This is a genomic window from Salinarimonas sp. (genome assembly GCF_046292825.1).
In the GTDB taxonomy this organism is placed as follows: domain Bacteria; phylum Pseudomonadota; class Alphaproteobacteria; order Rhizobiales; family Beijerinckiaceae; genus Salinarimonas.
Map to the genome: position 1 here is coordinate 15,128 of NZ_JBKBQG010000048.1, position 15,995 is coordinate 31,122.

Annotated in this window: 15 protein-coding genes and 1 pseudogene; 9 read left to right on the forward strand and 7 right to left on the reverse strand. The window is 71.5% G+C overall.

Annotation, left to right across the window (positions count from 1 at the left end):
• Position 1: 1 nt before the first annotated feature.
• The 3 genes from ACK4UM_RS17810 to ACK4UM_RS17820 all read right to left on the reverse strand — a co-directional run bounded on the left by ACK4UM_RS17810 (position 2) and on the right by ACK4UM_RS17820 (position 3,213).
• Positions 2-781 (reverse strand): ATP-binding cassette domain-containing protein, encoded by a 780-nt coding sequence (locus tag ACK4UM_RS17810; protein WP_409801965.1) that lies wholly within the window; start codon positions 779-781, stop codon positions 2-4.
• Positions 778-1,854: an ABC transporter permease gene (locus tag ACK4UM_RS17815; RefSeq protein ID WP_409801967.1), complete on the reverse strand. Its 1,077-nt coding sequence runs from the start codon at positions 1,852-1,854 to the stop codon at positions 778-780. Before ACK4UM_RS17815 ends, ACK4UM_RS17810 begins: the two co-directional genes overlap by 4 nt.
• A 333-nt stretch (positions 1,855-2,187) precedes the next feature.
• Positions 2,188-3,213 carry a sugar ABC transporter substrate-binding protein gene (locus ACK4UM_RS17820; protein WP_409801970.1) on the reverse strand — a complete coding sequence of 342 codons (1,026 nt, stop codon included), beginning with the start codon at positions 3,211-3,213 and terminating at the stop codon, positions 2,188-2,190.
• A gap of 295 nt (positions 3,214-3,508) precedes the next feature.
• Between ACK4UM_RS17820 and ACK4UM_RS17825 the strand changes: the two genes are divergently transcribed.
• Together ACK4UM_RS17825 and ACK4UM_RS17830 are read left to right on the forward strand one after the other, a co-directional pair.
• Positions 3,509-4,729 carry an ROK family transcriptional regulator gene (locus ACK4UM_RS17825; protein WP_409801974.1) on the forward strand — a complete coding sequence of 407 codons (1,221 nt, stop codon included), beginning with the start codon at positions 3,509-3,511 and terminating at the stop codon, positions 4,727-4,729.
• A gap of 15 nt (positions 4,730-4,744) precedes the next feature.
• Positions 4,745-5,413 carry a D-lyxose/D-mannose family sugar isomerase gene (locus tag ACK4UM_RS17830; RefSeq protein ID WP_409801978.1) on the forward strand — a complete coding sequence of 223 codons (669 nt, stop codon included), beginning with the start codon at positions 4,745-4,747 and terminating at the stop codon, positions 5,411-5,413.
• A gap of 63 nt (positions 5,414-5,476) precedes the next feature.
• On the opposite strand, the gene ACK4UM_RS17835 is transcribed toward ACK4UM_RS17830, so the two are convergent.
• Complete coding sequence (locus tag ACK4UM_RS17835; RefSeq protein WP_409801980.1) at positions 5,477-6,658, reverse strand: pyridoxal phosphate-dependent aminotransferase; 1,182 nt, start codon at positions 6,656-6,658, stop codon at positions 5,477-5,479.
• 122 nt (positions 6,659-6,780) lie between these two features.
• Here ACK4UM_RS17835 and ACK4UM_RS17840 point away from each other — a divergent pair, with 122 nt between their 5' ends.
• The 7 genes from ACK4UM_RS17840 to ACK4UM_RS17870 all read left to right on the forward strand — a co-directional run bounded on the left by ACK4UM_RS17840 (position 6,781) and on the right by ACK4UM_RS17870 (position 12,775).
• Positions 6,781-8,190, forward strand: coding sequence for a M48 family metalloprotease (locus tag ACK4UM_RS17840; protein ID WP_409801983.1), 1,410 nt, complete (start codon positions 6,781-6,783; stop codon positions 8,188-8,190).
• Positions 8,191-8,245: 55 nt separating this feature from the next.
• Positions 8,246-9,013 (forward strand): DsbA family protein, encoded by a 768-nt coding sequence (locus ACK4UM_RS17845; protein ID WP_409801985.1) that lies wholly within the window; start codon positions 8,246-8,248, stop codon positions 9,011-9,013.
• A 104-nt stretch (positions 9,014-9,117) separates the two neighbouring features.
• Complete coding sequence (gene aroQ / locus ACK4UM_RS17850) at positions 9,118-9,579, forward strand: type II 3-dehydroquinate dehydratase (RefSeq protein WP_409801987.1); 462 nt, start codon at positions 9,118-9,120, stop codon at positions 9,577-9,579.
• Between the two features lie 14 nt (positions 9,580-9,593).
• Entirely contained in the window at positions 9,594-10,085 is a 492-nt protein-coding gene (accB, locus tag ACK4UM_RS17855; RefSeq protein WP_409801989.1) for an acetyl-CoA carboxylase biotin carboxyl carrier protein, read from the forward strand.
• Between the two features lie 5 nt (positions 10,086-10,090).
• Complete coding sequence (gene accC, locus ACK4UM_RS17860; protein ID WP_409801992.1) at positions 10,091-11,449, forward strand: acetyl-CoA carboxylase biotin carboxylase subunit; 1,359 nt, start codon at positions 10,091-10,093, stop codon at positions 11,447-11,449.
• Positions 11,450-11,580: 131 nt separating this feature from the next.
• Complete coding sequence (aat, locus tag ACK4UM_RS17865; protein WP_409801994.1) at positions 11,581-12,258, forward strand: leucyl/phenylalanyl-tRNA--protein transferase; 678 nt, start codon at positions 11,581-11,583, stop codon at positions 12,256-12,258.
• 64 nt (positions 12,259-12,322) lie between these two features.
• Positions 12,323-12,775, forward strand: a complete 453-nt coding sequence (locus ACK4UM_RS17870) for a DUF1489 family protein (protein WP_409801997.1) — start codon at positions 12,323-12,325, stop codon at positions 12,773-12,775.
• A 246-nt stretch (positions 12,776-13,021) separates the two neighbouring features.
• On the opposite strand, the gene ACK4UM_RS17875 is transcribed toward ACK4UM_RS17870, so the two are convergent.
• From ACK4UM_RS17875 to ACK4UM_RS17885, 3 genes and pseudogenes are all read right to left on the reverse strand, one after another.
• A complete protein-coding gene (locus ACK4UM_RS17875; RefSeq protein WP_409801999.1) occupies positions 13,022-14,308 on the reverse strand; it encodes a hypothetical protein in 1,287 nt (428 codons plus the stop codon).
• Positions 14,309-14,320: 12 nt separating this feature from the next.
• Complete coding sequence (locus tag ACK4UM_RS17880) at positions 14,321-15,673, reverse strand: HlyD family type I secretion periplasmic adaptor subunit (protein WP_409802001.1); 1,353 nt, start codon at positions 15,671-15,673, stop codon at positions 14,321-14,323.
• Positions 15,670-15,995: pseudogene (locus ACK4UM_RS17885) on the reverse strand (hypothetical protein); the annotation flags it as partial. The pseudogene ACK4UM_RS17885 and the gene ACK4UM_RS17880, both read right to left, overlap by 4 nt.

Genomic DNA, 15,995 nt, shown 5'->3' on the forward strand with positions numbered 1-15,995 from the left:
ATCAGGCGGCCTTCGCCTCGGCCGGGCGCTTGGCGCCGGTCATGTAGGCGACCGCGTCCGACATCGAGTGCTCCTTGGGGTCGATCACGCACAGGCGCCGGCCGAGGCGGTGGATGTGGATGCGGTCCGCCACCTCGAAGACATGGGGCATGTTGTGGCTGATCAGCACGATCGGGAGCCCGCGCGCCTTCACGTCGAGGATGAGCTCGAGCACGCGCCGGCTCTCCTTGACGCCGAGCGCGGCGGTCGGCTCGTCCATGATCACGACCTTCGAGCCGAAGGCGGCAGCCCGCGCGACCGCCACCCCCTGCCGCTGCCCGCCCGACAGCGTCTCGACCGGCTGGCCGATGTCCTGGATCGTGAGCAGGCCGAGCTCGGAGAGTTTTTCGCGTGCCATGCGCTCCATCGCGGGCCGGTCGAGCATGCGAAACAGGCTCCCCATCAGGCCGGGGCGACGGATCTCGCGGCCGAGGAACATGTTGTCCGCGATCGAGAGCGCGGGGGAGAGCGCGAGGTTCTGGTAGACGGTCTCGATGCCGGCGCTGCGCGCGTCGATCGGCGAGTGGAAGTGCACCGCCCGTCCGTCGAGCCGGATCTCGCCCTCGTCCGGGCGCACGGCGCCGGAGAGCGCCTTGATCAGCGTCGACTTGCCCGCGCCGTTGTCGCCGATCACGGCGAGGATCTCGCCGGGATAGAGGTCGAAATCGCAGCCGTCGAGCGCGGTCACGCGACCGTAGCGCTTGACGAGGCCGCGACAGCTGAGGATCGGCTGCGTCGTCATGGCGAGCCCTTCCGGATCCACTGGTCGATGGCCACGGCCACGATGATCAGCATGCCGATGAGGAGATAGGTCCATTGCGGGTCGGTGCCGATGAGCCGCAGGCCGAGCGAGAACACGCCGACGATGAGCGCGCCGAACAGCATCCCCATGATCGAGCCGCGCCCGCCGAAGAGCGAGATGCCGCCGATCACCACCGCCGTGATCGATTCGATGTTGGCGAACTGGCCGGCGGTGGGGCTCACGGAGCCGATGCGCCCGATCAGCACCCAGCCGGCGAGCGCGCAGATCAGGCCCGAGAGCACGTAGACCGAGATCAGCACCCGGTCGACCTTGACGCCCGCGAGCTTCGCCGCCTCCGGATCGTCGCCGACCGCGTAGACGTGGCGCCCCCACGCGGTGTGCTTGAGGACGTAGGCGAGGACGAGGACGAGGACGAGCGCGATCATCGCGATCACGCCGTAGGTAAGGACGGCGCCGCCGATCGTGACGCGCTCGCCGAAGAATTGCAGGATCGGCGCGCGCGCCGCGATGTCCTGCGAGCGCAGCGTCTCGTTGGCGGAATAGAGGAAGTTCGCCGCGAGCAGGATCTGCCACATGCCGAGCGTGACGATGAAGGGCGGCAGCCGGACCTTCGCGACGAGAATGCCCGAGACGAGCCCGCACAAGGCCCCGATCCCGAGCCCGCACAGGATCGCGAGTTCGGGCGGCAGGCCGTAGCGGAACACGAACTGCCCCATCACGACCGAGCACAAAACCATGATCGCGCCGACCGACAGGTCGATGCCCTTGGTGAGCACGACGAGGCTCTGGGCGGCCCCCACGATCCCCACGATCGCGACCTGCTGGAGGATGAGCGTCAGCGAGAAGGGCGAGAAGAAGCGCTGCCCGAGCAGGATCCCGAACACCGCGATCGACAGGACGAGCACGATCAGCGGCACCGCCGCGGGCGTTCGATGCAGGAAATCCTGCAGGCGCCCGAGCGGGCCCTTGGCGTGGTCGAATTCGGCGATCTCGCGCGGGGCGGTGATCGTAGCGGCATCCGTGCCGGCCGCCTCGGACGTATCCTTCTGCATGGCGTCTCCCGACGGGCTCGCCCGATCACGGGGCCCTCGAGTGGCAAACGTCGTCGTTCTCACCGCATGCGAGCGCCGCCGGAACGGCGTGCTCCTCTCTCCTTCCCCTCAGGGGAAGGTGGCTCCGACCCCGACAGGGGTCGGAGACGGATGGGGTCATTCGACCCGAAGGGTCGAAGGGGCGTCGGGCTTCTCCGTACGTAAGGAGCTCTAGGACAACGCCCCTTCGCAGCTTCGCTGCGAAAAACCCCATCCGACCCGTCGCCTTCGGCGCCGGGCCACCTTCCCCTGAGGGGAAGGAGAGCGGCGGCGCCTCCTGACATCGGTCCAGCCTCACCCCCAGCAGAGGTCGAGACCTTCCTCGACCGAAATCGAGGGCACGCCCTCGACCGGCTCGTCGGTGACGAGGGCGACGCCGGTGTCGAAGAAGTCGAGGCCAGGCGACGGCTCGGGGCGCGTGCCGTCGGCGGCGAAGCGGTGGATCGCCTCGACGCCGAGCGAGGCCATCAGCAGCGGGTATTGCTGGGAGGTCGCGCCGATCACGCCGTCGGCGACGTTGCGCACGCCCGGGCAGCCGCCGTCGACGGAGACGACGAGCACGTCGTTCTCGCGCCCGATCGCGCGCAACGCCTCGAAGGCGCCCGCGGCGGCGGGCTCGTTGATGGTGTGGATGACGTTGATCATGGGGTCGATGGCGAGCAGGTTCTCCATCGCCTGACGCCCGCCCTCCTCGTTGCCGTTCGTCACGTCGTGACCGACGATGCGCGGGTCGGTCTCGTCGCCCCAGCGGTTGGGGTCGCCGACATCGATGCCGAAGCCGGTGAGGAAGCCCTGGTTGCGCAGGACGTCGACGGTCGGCTGGCTGATGTTGAGGTTGAGGAGGCCGATGCGGGCATTCTCGGCATCATCGCCCATCGTTGCCGCCGCCCAGGCGCCGATCAGCTCGCCGGCGCGGAAATTGTCGGTCGCGAAGGTCATGTCCGCGCCCGTCATCGGCTCGAGCGGCGTGTCGAGCGCGATTACGAGGATGCCCGCGTCGCGCGCCTGCTGGAGCGGGGGCACGATCGCGGCGGTGTCGGAGGCGGTGATCAGGATGCCCGAGACGCCGTTGACGATGCAGGTCTCGATCGCCTGAACCTGGCTCTCGTGGTCGCCGTCGATGCGCCCGGCATAGGCGAAGAGCCGCATGCCGAGCTCGGCCGCCTTCTCCTCGGCGCCCTCGCGCATCTTCACGAAGAACGGGTTCGTGTCCGTCTTCGTGATCAGGCAGGCGCTGATGTCCTGGGCGGCGGAGGGGGTGGCGGCGGCGAGCGCGGCCGCGCTCAGGCCGACCATGGCCATGGTCTTGATGTGTCTCACGGTTTTCCTCCCGGGCCTGGCTTCTTCGCTCGAGGCTCTCGTCTGGTGCGGAGAGGGTCGCGCGGTGCGACGGCGGCGGCGGCCGGGGTGCGGCCCTGAAATGGCTGCCTTGCGGACGGCGCGTGCGCCGAGGCCCGACGTCTTCCTCGCGTTCCTCCCTGCGGGACCAAGGAAATGCCAAGCGTCGCGGCTCGTCAAGCGATTAATTCACAGTGAAGTAATATTGACAGCCCGCCGTGCCGGGCGCCAAGGTCGCGCCGGGCGTCGCACCGACGCCTCGCGGAGAATGCCGGGTTTGGATCGCGCAGAGCACGAGATCGCGCCGAGCGCCGCGAGACGCGCGGGCGCGCCCTTTCGCGGGGCCAATGCGAGCGGCATGCGCGCGCACAACGAGCGGCTCGTCCTCTCGCTCCTGCGCCGCGACGGCCCGCTCGCCAAGACCGAGATCGCCCGCGCGACCGGGCTTTCGAACCAGGCGGTCTCGGTGATCGTGCGTGCGCTCGAGGCGGACGGGCTGATCGCCCGCGGGTCGCCGGTGCGCGGGCGCGTCGGACAGCCCTCCGTGCCGATGCGGCTCTCGGGCGAGGGCGCCCTCTTCTTCGGGCTCAAGATCGGCCGGCGCAGCATCGAGCTCGCGCTCGTCGACTTCCTCGGGCGCGTCGTCGCCGCCGATCGCCGCGTCTGGCGCTATCCGACGCCGGACGCGGTCGTCGCCTTCGTCGCCGAGCGGCTGCCGGCCCTGCGACGAGCGCTGCCGGCCGGGCGGCGGGATCGCCTCGCTCAGGACAAGATCGTGGGGCTCGGCATCGCCATGCCGTTCCAGCTCTGGAACTGGGGCGCCTATCTCGACGCGCCGCCGGGCGCGCTCGACGATTGGCGCACCCGCGACATCGCCGCCGAGATCGCCGCGCTCACCGAGCTGCCGGTCACGCTCCAGAACGACGCCACCGCGGCCTGCGGGGCCGAGCTCGTGTTCGGCACCGGCGAGCGGCTCGAGAACGCGCTGACGATCTATTTCGGCTTCTTCATCGGCGGCGGGCTCGTCCTCAACGGCCAGCTCTATACCGGAAGGCGAGGGAATGCGGCGGGGCTCGGCCCCCTCCCCGTCCCCTGCCCCGGCGGCGGCGGGGCGCCGCTCCTCTCGATCGCCTCGCTCTGCGCGCTCGCCGCGCGGATCGCGGAGGCGGGCGGCGACCCCGAGCGCCTGTGGGAGAGCCCCGAGGACTGGGACCTCTCGCCCGCGGTGCGCGAGGGCTTCGTCGCGGCGAGCGCGCAGGGTCTCGCGAGCGCGATCCTGAGCGCCTCCGCGCTCCTCGAACTCGACGCCGTCGTGATCGACGGCTGGCTGCCGGCCGATCTGCGCGAGGAGATCGTGGCGCGCACCGATCACGCCTTCCGGCGGCTCGATCTGTCCGGCATCGAGCCCCTGCGCATCCGCGCGGGCACGGTCGGCCCGCACGCCCGCGTGCTCGGCGCCGCCGCGATCCCGCTCGCGCAACGCTATCTCGTCGATTGAGAGGGAGGGTTCCCGATGAAGCGCTCGCGCATCAACCAGGCGCTCCGCGAGGCACGCGAGACCTGCCGCGCCCACGGCTTCGCGCTGCCGGACTGGGCGGATTGGAGCCTCGCCGACCATGCGGGCGAGCCCGAGCGGTCGCGCTTCCTCGCCGAGCGCCAGATCGGCTGGGACGTCACCGATTTCGGCCAGGGCGCCTTCGAGCGGCGCGGATTGGCGCTCCTGTGCATCCGCAACGGCATCCAGGGCCGCGCCGACGAGCGCCCTTATGCGGAAAAGCTCCTCTTCGTCGGCGAGGACCAGGAGACCCCGTTTCACGCCCACAAGGTGAAGCTCGAGGACATCATCGTGCGCGGCGGCGGCAACCTGATGGTCGAATTCGCGCGCGAGGGGAGCTTTCCTCTGGGCGACTGGACGCCGCGCGTCGACGGGCGCGCGGTCGATCCCTTCGCCGGGCCGGTGCGGATCGTGCCGGGCGCCTCGATCACGATCCCCCGCGGCCTCCAGCACCGCTTCTGGGGCGAGGGCGGCCGCGGGGCGGTCTTCGTCGCGGAGGTGAGCCAGTCGAACGACGATTTCGGCGACAATTTCTTCCTCGAGGAGATCGGCCGCTTCAGCACGATCGAGGAGGACGAGCCGCCGCTCTACCCCCTCTGGAACGAGGTCGCGGGCGCCTCGCGCTGACGGCACCGCGCTCTCACCGGGTGGGCAGAGCGCTGCCGGCCCGTAGCCGCATCTCCTGACATTTCACCGCAAGAAGCCCGCGAGCCGGCGGACGCCCTCGCGGCACTGGTCGAAGCCGCCGGCGAAGGACAGGCGCAGCCAATGGCTGCCCTCATTGGGGTCGAAATCGACGCCCGGCGTCGCCGCGACCCCCGCCTCGTCCAGGAGGCGGCGGGAGAAATCGAGGGACGAGTTGGTGAAGCGGCCGATGTCGGCATAGACGTAGAAGGCGCCGTCGGCGGGGTGGATCTCGCGCAGGCCGAGCCGCGGCAATTCCTCGAGCAGCATGGCGCGGGTGCGCGCATAGCCCGCCTTCACCGCCTCGAGCTCCTCGACCGCGTCGAAGGCGGCGAGCGCGGCGATCTGGGAGAGGTAGGGCGCGGAGATGAACAGGCTCTGGGCGAGCCGCTCGACGGGGCGCACCAGCCGCTCGGGCAGGACGAGCCAGCCGACGCGCCAGCCGGTCATGCAGTAATATTTCGAGAACGAGTTCACCACGATCGCGTCCGGATCGTAGGCGAGCGCGGTCTGCGCCGGCGCCTCGTAGGTGAGCCCGTGATAGATCTCGTCCGAGATCAGCCACAGGCCCCGCGCACGGCAGGCCTGCGCCACCTCCTCGAGGACGGGCCCGGACATCATCGTGCCCGACGGGTTCGCCGGGCTCATCGCGAGGACGCCCGAGAGCGCGCCTTGCGCGTGCGCCCGCTCGATCGCCGCGCGCGTCATCACGTAGCCGGTCGCCTTCTCGAGCGGGATCGAGACCGGCGCGATGTCGAGCGCCTCGAGGATGTTGCGATAGGCCGGGTAGCCCGGCGCGGTGATCGCGACGCGCGCGCCCGCCTCGAACATCGCGAGGAAGGCGAGCACGAAGCCGGCCGACGAGCCCGTCGTCACGGCGATCCGCTCCGGCGGCACCGCGACGGCGTAGGTCTCGCGGTAATGGCGGGCGATCCGCTCGCGCAAGGGGGCGATGCCGAGCGCCTCCGTATAGCCGATCCGGCCCTCCTCGAGCGCGGCCTTGGCCGCCTCGCGCGCGGCACGCGGAGCCGGCGCGGAGGGCTGGCCGACCTCCATGCGCACGACGCTCGCGCCCTCCCGCTCGCGGGCGGCGGCACGGGCGAGCACGTCCATCGCGAGGAACGGCGCCACGCGCTCCGCGCGGGCGGCGAGCGCAGGCAGGCGCGGGGGATTCGTCTCGTCGCTCATTCTGGAGACCTCGCGGGGCCGCGGCGCGTCGCCGCTCTTTGCCGAAAGCGTGATTTGACCATCGTCTCGCCCAGCCTGTACCCCTACCCTCGTCGCGACCGCAACCCCGAGCCGAATCGCCGATGCAGATCGCCTCCCGCTCGCTCCCCGCCCGCGCGCTCCTCTCGCCGCGCCGAATCGGCGCCCTGGCGCTCGCCGGCCTCCTGGCGCTCGCCCCCGCCGCCCCCGCCTCGGCGCAGGGGCGCAGCCTGCCCGTCGTGCGCGACGCGGAGGTCGAGGCGCTCCTGCGCGACTACGCGACGCCGATCTTCCGCGCGGCGGGCATCAACGCGCAGTCGACGCAGATCGTGCTCATCGCCGACCGCTCCTTCAACGCGTTCGTCGCGAACGGGCAGCGGATCTTCATGAATGTCGGCGCGATCATGGACTCGGAGACGCCGAACGAGGTGATCGGCGTCATCGCCCACGAGGCGGGCCACATCGCCGGCGGGCATCTCGCGCGGCTGCGCCAGGAGATCGCGACGGCGCAGATCCTCTCCGTCGTCGGCATGCTCGCGGGCGCGGGCGCCCTGGTCGGCGCGAGCCGCTCGGGGGACACGATCGGCAATACGGGGACGGGCGTGTCCGGCATCTTCGCGGGCGGCCAGGAGCTCGCGATGCGCAACCTCCTGTCCTATCAGCGCTCCGAGGAGCAGGCGGCGGACGTCGCCGCCGTGCGCTATCTCACCGCGACCCGGCAATCGCCGATGGGCAAGATCCGCGTGTTCGAGCGCTTCGCCGATTCGGGCCTGTTCCGCACCCGCGCGCTCGACCCCTATCTGCTGAGCCATCCGCTTCCGGCCGAGCGCATCGCGCTCCTCCAGCGGCTCGCGGCCGAGAGCCCCTACCGCGACGCCAAGGACCCGCCTGCCTTGCAGGCGCGCCACGATCTCGCCCGCGCCAAGCTGTTCGGCTTCGTCGAGCGGCCCGAGACCGTGCTCAACCGCTACCCCCCGCACGACAATTCGCTCGCCTCCCGCTATGCGCGCTCGATCGTGATGCACCGCACGGGCCGCTCGTCGGAGGCGCTCGCGCTGATCGACGGGCTTCTCGCGGCGCAGCCGAACAATCCCTATTTCCACGAGCTGCGCGGCCAGGTCCTGCTCGAATCGGCGCGCCCGCGCGAGGCGGTCGCGTCGCTGCGGCGCGCGGTGCAGCTCGCCGAGAACGCGATGCCGATCCGCACGCTCTACGGCCAGGCGCTGATCGCGCTCGGCGACGGGGCGAGCCTCGAGGAGGCGGTGCGCCAGCTCAACGTCGTCACCCGCCGCGAGCCCGATTGGCCGCACGCCTTCCGCCACCTCGCCATGGCATACGGCCGCACCGGGCAGATCCCGCTCGCGGAACTCGCCACGGCGGAGTATCACTTCGCCGCCGGAGACCATGCGAGCGCCCGCGCCCAGGCGACCCGCGCCATGCGCGGCTTCACCGAGGGCTCGCCCTCGTGGCGGCGCGCGCGGGACATCGCCGAGTTCGAGCCGCCGCGGCGGTGAGGCACGGCGCCGACACGAATTCGGTTCAACGGAACGATCGAGAGACGTCCTCCTCATGAAGAAGATTGCCGCTTTCGGGGCCGCCGCCCTCCTCGCCGCCTCCCTGCTCGTCCCCGCCTCCGCGCAGGAGCGCCGGTTCGACGACGCGCAGCGCGCCGAGATCGGCGAGATCGTGCGCGAGTACCTCCTCGAAAACCCCGAGATCATGCGCGACGTGTTCGCCGAGCTCGAGCGCCGCCAGGCCGTCGCGCAGGAGGCGGCGCAGCGCCAGGCGCTGGAGGAGGAGCAGGAGACCCTGTTCGCGTCGGCGCACGACGTCGTCCTCGGCAATCCCGACGGCGACGTGACCCTGGTCGAGTTCTTCGACTACAATTGCGGCTTCTGCAAGCGGGCGTTGGGCGACATTCTCGCGATGGTCGAGGCCGATCCGCAGCTGCGGGTCGTGCTCAAGGAGTTCCCGGTTCTGGGCCAGAACTCGCTCGAAGCCGCGCAGATCTCGATCGCGGCGACGGGCAAGCTCTCGCCGGAGCAGGCGGCCGCCTTCCACGTCGAGCTCCTCGGCACGCGCGGGCAGATCGACGGCGCCCGCGCGCTCGCGGTCGCGCAGGAGATGGGGCTCGATCCGGAGGCGCTGCGCGCCGAGATGCGCAGCGACCGCGTGCGCGCCGTGCTCACCGAGAACATGCAGCTCGCCGACCGTCTCGGGCTGACGGGAACGCCCGCCTGGGTCGTCGGCGACAGCGTCATCTTCGGCGCCGTCGGGCAGGCCCGGCTCGCCGAGGCGGTGTCGAACACGCGCAGCTGCGGCAGCACGAGCTGTTGAGGGCGGCGGCTGCGGCCCCGATTCCTCTTTCCCGCTTTGCGACTTCCGGCTAAGAGGGCGGCGCCGGTGTCCATGGGGGGCGCCGGTCGAGAGCCCGCGCCCGCATGATCGCGATCCACGTCCTCAACGGTCCGAACCTCAATCTGCTCGGCCGACGCGAGCCCGGGATCTACGGGCACGTCTCGCTCGCCGACATCGAGGCGCGCCTGTCCGAGCGCGCGCGGGAGGCGGGCGTGGCGCTGACGTTCCGGCAGACGAACAGCGAGGGCGAGCTCGTCACGCTCGTGCAGGAGGCGGGGCTCTCCGGCGCGGGGCTCGTGCTCAATGCCGGCGCCTATACCCACACCTCCATCGCCCTGCGCGACGCCATCGCGGGTTCCGGCGCGGTCTGCGTCGAAGTGCACCTCTCGAACGTGCACGCCCGCGAGCCATTTCGCCACCATTCGATGATCGCGCCCGTCTGCCGGGGCGTGATCTGCGGCTTCGGATCCCGTTCCTACGAGCTCGGCTTCGACGCCCTCCTCGCCATCCTGCGCGAGGAGAAAGCCACGACCGACGATGTCTGAGGAGAGTTGAGAGCATGGCCAGAACGAGCCCCTTCGATCCCGAACTCGTGCGCGAGCTCGCCGGGCTGATCGCCGAGACGGACCTCACCGAGATCGAGGTGGAGAAGGGCGATCTGCGCATCCGCGTCGCCCGGCAGGTGACGCAGGTGGTCTCCGTGCCCGTGCAGGGGCATCAGGCGCCCGCGCCCGTCGCCGCCGCCGCGGCGCCGGTGACCGCGCCGATCGCGGCCTCGACGCCCGCTCCCGTCAAGCCCGTCTCCGCCCGCGAGCATCCCGGCGCCGTCACCTCGCCGATGGTCGGCACCGCCTATCGCCGCCCCTCGCCGGACGCCAAGCCCTTCGTCGAGATCGGCCAGAAGGTCGAGGCAGGCCAGCGCCTCCTCCTGATCGAGGCGATGAAGACCTTCAACGACATCGTCGCGCCGCGCTCGGGCACCGTGGTCGAGGTCCTCTTCGAGGACGGCCAGCCGGTCGAGTACGGCGAGCCGCTGATGATCGTCGAATGATCCCCATGTTCGACAAGATCCTCATCGCGAACCGGGGCGAGATCGCGTTGCGCATCCTGCGCGCGGCCAAAGAGCTCGGCATCGCCACCGTCGCCGTCCACTCGACCGCCGACACCGACGCCATGCACGTGCGCCTCGCCGACGAGAGCGTGTGCATCGGCCCGCCGACCGCCCGCGACAGCTACCTCAACATCCCCGCTTTGATCTCCGCCTGCGAGATCACGGGCGCGGACGCCGTGCATCCCGGCTACGGCTTCCTGTCGGAGAACGCCCGCTTCGCGGAGGTGCTCGCCGACCACAAGATCGCCTTCATCGGCCCCAAGGCCGAGCACATCCGCATCATGGGCGACAAGATCGAGGCCAAGCGGACGGCCAAGCGGCTGGGCATCCCCTGCGTGCCGGGCTCCGAGGGCGCGATCGAGAGCGAGGAAGAGGCGCTGCGGCTCGGCGAGGAGATCGGCTATCCCGTGCTGATCAAGGCGGCGTCCGGCGGCGGCGGGCGCGGCATGAAGGTCGCGCGCTCGGCGGACGAGCTCGTCCACGCCTACGTGACCGCGCGCACCGAGGCGAAGGCCGCCTTCGGCGACGACGCGGTGTATATGGAGAAATATCTCGAGAAGCCGCGCCATATCGAGATCCAGGTGCTCGGCGACGGGCGCGGCAACGCGATCCATCTCGGCGAGCGCGACTGCTCGCTCCAGCGCCGCCACCAGAAGGTCTGGGAGGAGGGCCCCTCGCCCGCGCTCAACGACGCCGAGCGCGCGCGCATCGGCGGGATCGTGGCGAAGGCGGTGGCCGATCTCGGCTATGCCGGCGCGGGCACGGTGGAATTCCTCTACGAGAACGGGGAGTTCTACTTCATCGAGATGAACACCCGCATCCAGGTGGAGCATCCGGTCACCGAGATGATCACCGGGATCGACCTCGTCAACGAGCAGATCCGCGTCGCGGCGGGCGCGCCCCTGTCGGTGCGGCAGGAGGACGTGAAGCTCGTCGGCCACGCGATCGAGTGCCGGATCAACGCCGAGCACCCGGTCACCTTCCGGCCCTCGCCCGGCACGATCACGTATTTTCATCCCCCGGGCGGGCTCGGGGTGCGCGTCGACTCGGCCGCCTACCAGGGCTACCGCATCCCGCCGCATTACGATTCCCTCGTCGGCAAGCTCATCGTGCACGGCCGCACCCGCAACGAGTGCCTGATGCGGCTGCGCCGCGCGCTCGACGAGTTCGTCGTCGACGGCATCGACACGACGCTCCCCCTTTTCAGGACGCTCGTTCGCAACCAAGATGTCCAGAACGGCATCTACGACATCCACTGGCTCGAGCAGTTCCTGAAGACCGGGGGTCTGGACGAGATCGGCTGAGGGGTCGTCGTGCCGCGCGGCGGGATGAGCGTTTCGTCTCGTCGCCGCGCGGCGCCGCCCGTGCTATGACGGTCGCGTCCATCGGCACGAAAGCGCCGATGCGGCGTTGATTCCCTCTCGTCGGAGCCCCGATGCACAGCGGCATCGTCCAGATCACGCCGGAAATCGTCCTGCGGGCCTATGCCGCGGGCATCTTTCCGATGGCGGAGAGCGCGGACGATCCCGGCATCTATTGGGTCGAGCCGCGCGAGCGCGGCGTCATTCCGATCGAGACCTTCCATGTCGGCCGCAGGCTCGCGCGCACGGTCCGCTCGGACGTGTTCGAGGTGCGCGTCGACACCGATTTCGACGGGATCATCGACGGCTGCGCCGCCCCCGCGCCCGATCGCGAGAAGACCTGGATCAACACGCGCATCCGGCGCATCTATGCCGACCTGTTCGATCTCGGCTATTGCCACACCGTCGAGGTGTATCGGGACGGGCAGCTCGTCGGCGGCCTCTACGGGGTGAGCCTCGGGGCCGCCTTCTTCGGCGAGAGCATGTTCCACCGCGAGCGCGACGCCTCGAAGGTCGCGCTCGTGCATCTCGTCGCGCGGCTGCGCATCGCCGGCTACATGCTCCTCGACACGCAATTCGTCACCGAGCACCTCTCGCAATTCGGCGCCACCGAGGTCTCGCGGCGGGAATACAAGCGCCTGCTCGGGGAGGCGCTCGCCTACGAAGCGCGCTGGGACATCCTGCCGATCGACCGCCCGGTGAGCGGCGAAGAGGCGCTCGCGGCGCTCGCGGCGCCCTACCGGCGCCCCTGAAAGCGGTGGACGGCGCACCCCGCCGCATCGACTTCGCGCGGCGCCCCGGCTACATCCGTCGATCATGCGCGAGCCCCCTCCCCTCCACCTCCTCAAGCTGTGCGTCGGCGCCGAGTCGATCCAGGATCTCGAGGCCTGGATCGAGGAGATGCGGCTTCATGCCGTGCGCGCCGGGCGCTCCTACGAGCAGACGCACACGACCCGCATGGTGCCCAAGCGCATGGACGAGATCGCCGGGCGCGGCTCGCTGTTCTGGGTGATCAAGGGGCAGCTCTGCGCGCGCCAGCGCGTGCTGGCGATCCGGCCGTTCACCGATCCAGCCGGGATCGGGCGCTGCCACCTCGTGCTCGAGCCCGTCGTCGTGCCGGTCGCTCCCCGCCCCTGCCGCCCGTTCCAGGGCTGGCGCTATCTCGACGCGAACGACGCCCCCGCCGATCTCGGCCGCGAGGCCGCGCACGGCCTCGCCGAGATGCCCGAGGGCCTGCGGCGGGAATTGGTGGAGCTGGGGCTGCTCTGAGCCTCAGACTCAGAGTTTGTGAATCATTCTCCCAAATTCTCCACGTTGTCATTCCGGGGCGCGAAGCGAGCCCGGAACCCAGATCCACAACGATCGTCCGAGCGCGCATGCGCGCTCGCTCCGCACCCCGAGACAACTGATACCTCGAAGGACGCAGCCTACAGGCTGCTCATCAGAGGTCGGGAGTCTGGATTCCGGGCTCGCTTCGCGCCCCGGAATGACGGGCGGGGAATGATTTTCGAACTCTCACGTCTCCATAAGCCCCGCGAGCTCGACGAGATCGGACGGGAACATCCCCGCGGTCGTGGCCTCCGGGAGCGGGCCGAGCGCGTCGGCGACGTCGTCGGCGCTGCGGAGGGCCGTGCCGAGCGCGTCGCCGAGGAGGTCCCGCTCGGCGCTCGCGACGTCCGGGAGCTTCTCCGCTCCGGGCAAGGCGGCCTCGTGCCCCGCCCCGAAGGCCGCATCGTCGAAGGCGGCGAAGAGCCGGGGGAGCGGCGCGGCCCCGCCCGTCGGCGCCCCGCCCGCGACGACCGCCAGATCGTTCGACTGGACGACGGGCGCGAAGTTGAAGGCGCTCGCCTGCGCGTCGTTGCCGAGGAAGACGACGATGCTGTTGACCGCCGTCCCGACGAAGCTCGCGGAGATCGCGATCGCCACCGCGTCGTTGTCCGAGCGCGAGAGGTTGAGCTGCGTCGCCTCGAAGCCGGAACCCGGCCCCGCCCCCCATCCCGACGATCCCCATCCCCCGAAACCGCCGCTGCCGAACAGAGCCTCGAGCCCGTTCGCCTGGATCACCGGGGCGATGTTCACCGCGCTCGCGATCGCGGTGTTGCCGCCGATGAAGACGATGCTGTCGGTGATCGTCTCGATCCGCGTGATCGCCACCGCGACGGCGACCGCGTCGTGATCGCTCGTCGACATGTTGACCTGCACCACCATCGGCGGCGGCACCACCACCTGGAGGACCTGGATCGGCGCCGGCCCCGCTTGGGGCAGGCTCGCGGAGAAGGCGATCGTCGCGGACAGGCCGGCCTCGCCGAAGGAGAGGACCGAGACGCCGCTCGCCGACGCGATGCCGATCCCGAGCCCGCCGCCGGCGATGCCCGGCGCCGACGCGACGCTGCCCACCGCCGGCGAGAAGCCGCCGCCGAAGGCGGGCGCAGGCCCTCCGCTCGATCCGAAGACCGGCCCCGCCGCCGCGGGCTCCGCCTCCGCGGCCGCGGGAAGCGCGACGGCGCCCGCGCGCGCGACGGGAACCGGCGCCTCGCCGAGATCGCCCGAGCGCCCGCCGGCCGCCGTGCTCTCGCGCACGACGCCCATCGCCCGCATGGCGATGGGGTCGGCCAAGGCGGCGAGGCCGAGCGCGCCGAAGAGGAGCCAGGCGTCGCCCGGCTGGCCGAGATAGCGCCAGCCGCCCCGGCGGTCGCGCTCGCGTCGCTCCAGCGCGGAGCGCGCACCCTCCACCGTGTCGGCCGGATGGCCGAGCTCGGCGCTGTCGCCGATCATGCCGCTCGCACCCGCTGCATAGCCCATGGCGGTCCTCCCTCACGGCTCTCGGAACGCGCGGTCGATGCTGTCGAGGAGCGGCGCGAGCGCGTAGAGCGCCGCCGTCGTCTCCCCGGTCTTGACGAAGACCTGGACCGACATGCCCGGCAGGACCGCGACGCCGCCGGGCGCGCCCACCCGCTCGTCGTCGAGGCGGATGCGCATGGTGAAATGTGGCTCGGGATCGCGCGGATTGGCGTGCCGGTCCGCGGCGACATAGGAGACCGTGCCGGCGAGCGGCGGCTCCCGCCGGCCCGTGCCGACGAGATGCACCTCCGCCGGCTGGCCGATACGGACGACGTCGATGTCCTCCGGCCGCAAGCGGGCGGCGACGACGAGCCGGTCGTCGCGCGGCACGAGGTCGAGGAGCGGCGCGCCCGCCGCGACCACGGCGCCGAGCGTGCGCACGCGCAGATCGACGACCGTGCCGGCATTCGGCGCCACCACGACGGTGCGGGCGAGTTCGTCCTGCGCCTCCTCCATCCGCTCGAGCAATTGATGGAGCGTGCTCTGCGTGTCGGCGAGCGCTTGGGCGACCTCGTGGAAGCGGTCCATCTTCAGCTTGATCAGGTTCGCCTCGATCTCGGCGATCGACTGGCGCGCGCGGGCGACGAGGGCGGTGCCCTCTCCGCGCCGGCCCTCGACCTCGGCGAGCTCGCGCTCGAGCGCGGTCAGGCGCGGGCGCGGGGCGATGCCCTTCTCGACGAGGGAGCGCACGCCCGCGATCTCCTGCGCGACGATCGCCACGCGCCGCATTGCCGCCTCCTCCTGCGCGGAGAGCGCCGCGATCTCCTTCTCGATCTGCGCCCGCCGCTCGCGCAGGATCGCCACCTGCGCATTCGCGACCTCCCGCCGGCTCGCGAACAGAGCCGCCTCGGCGGCGAGGAAGGTGGCGAGCGCCGGCTCGCGCGCGCGCTCGGCCTCGAGCGCGGCGGGGACGACGATCGCGTCCACGTCGTCGCGTTCGGCGGCGAGCCGCGCGGCCCGGGCCCGCGCCTCCCAGACCTGCATGCGCAGCGCCTGGAGGCGGGTGCGCGCGCGGGTATCGTCGAGGCGCAGCAGCGGATCGCCCGCCGCGACCACGTCGCCGTCGCGCACGAGCACCTCGCGCACGATGCCCCCCTCGAGATGCTGGATCGTCTTGCGGCTCGTCTCCGCCTCGACGATCCCCGGCGCGATCGCCGCGCTCTCGAGGGGCGCGATCGCCGCCCAGGCGCCGAAGCCGAGCACGAAGACCAGGATCAGCGCGTTGCCCGCGAGCGCGATGCCGCGGATCCGCGCGTAAGGCGAGGCGGGCGCGGCGGGAAGCGTCGCGTCGAGGCTGCGCACGAGAGCGCCGCGACCGGTGGTCATCGCCAATCTCCCTCGGTGTCGATCCGGCGCAGGACGAACGGCGTCGCCCGCGGCAGCCGCGGCAGGTCCTCGACGACGGGTGCACGCGTGTCGGGCGCGCGCCGAACGGGTGCCGGCGGCGGGCTCTCGGCACGCCGTTCCGCGGCCCGCTTGCGGGCGGGGATGGAAGGCACCGGCGAGGGCGCGGCGCACCGCGTACCCGAGGCGCTCGGCCGCCGCGCCGAGCGCTCGCGGCGCAGCGGCGGCGGGATCGGGGACGGCGCCTCGCCGCCACCCTGACCGGCCGCCGGGGCGCCCTTCCTGCCCGGCTCGCTTCCCTGCT

Coding starts and splice junctions, on each gene's coding strand:
- ACK4UM_RS17810 (WP_409801965.1), bottom strand. CDS start 781: ATGACGACGCAGCCGATCCTCAGCTGTCGCGGCCTCGTCAAGCGCTAC.
- ACK4UM_RS17815 (WP_409801967.1), bottom strand. CDS start 1,854: ATGCAGAAGGATACGTCCGAGGCGGCCGGCACGGATGCCGCTACGATC.
- ACK4UM_RS17830 (WP_409801978.1), top strand. CDS start 4,745: ATGAAGCGCTCGCGCATCAACCAGGCGCTCCGCGAGGCACGCGAGACC.
- ACK4UM_RS17835 (WP_409801980.1), bottom strand. CDS start 6,658: ATGAGCGACGAGACGAATCCCCCGCGCCTGCCTGCGCTCGCCGCCCGC.
- ACK4UM_RS17840 (WP_409801983.1), top strand. CDS start 6,781: ATGCAGATCGCCTCCCGCTCGCTCCCCGCCCGCGCGCTCCTCTCGCCG.
- ACK4UM_RS17845 (WP_409801985.1), top strand. CDS start 8,246: ATGAAGAAGATTGCCGCTTTCGGGGCCGCCGCCCTCCTCGCCGCCTCC.
- aroQ (WP_409801987.1), top strand. CDS start 9,118: ATGATCGCGATCCACGTCCTCAACGGTCCGAACCTCAATCTGCTCGGC.
- accB (WP_409801989.1), top strand. CDS start 9,594: ATGGCCAGAACGAGCCCCTTCGATCCCGAACTCGTGCGCGAGCTCGCC.
- accC (WP_409801992.1), top strand. CDS start 10,091: ATGTTCGACAAGATCCTCATCGCGAACCGGGGCGAGATCGCGTTGCGC.
- aat (WP_409801994.1), top strand. CDS start 11,581: ATGCACAGCGGCATCGTCCAGATCACGCCGGAAATCGTCCTGCGGGCC.
- ACK4UM_RS17870 (WP_409801997.1), top strand. CDS start 12,323: ATGCGCGAGCCCCCTCCCCTCCACCTCCTCAAGCTGTGCGTCGGCGCC.
- ACK4UM_RS17875 (WP_409801999.1), bottom strand. CDS start 14,308: ATGGGCTATGCAGCGGGTGCGAGCGGCATGATCGGCGACAGCGCCGAG.
- ACK4UM_RS17880 (WP_409802001.1), bottom strand. CDS start 15,673: ATGACCACCGGTCGCGGCGCTCTCGTGCGCAGCCTCGACGCGACGCTT.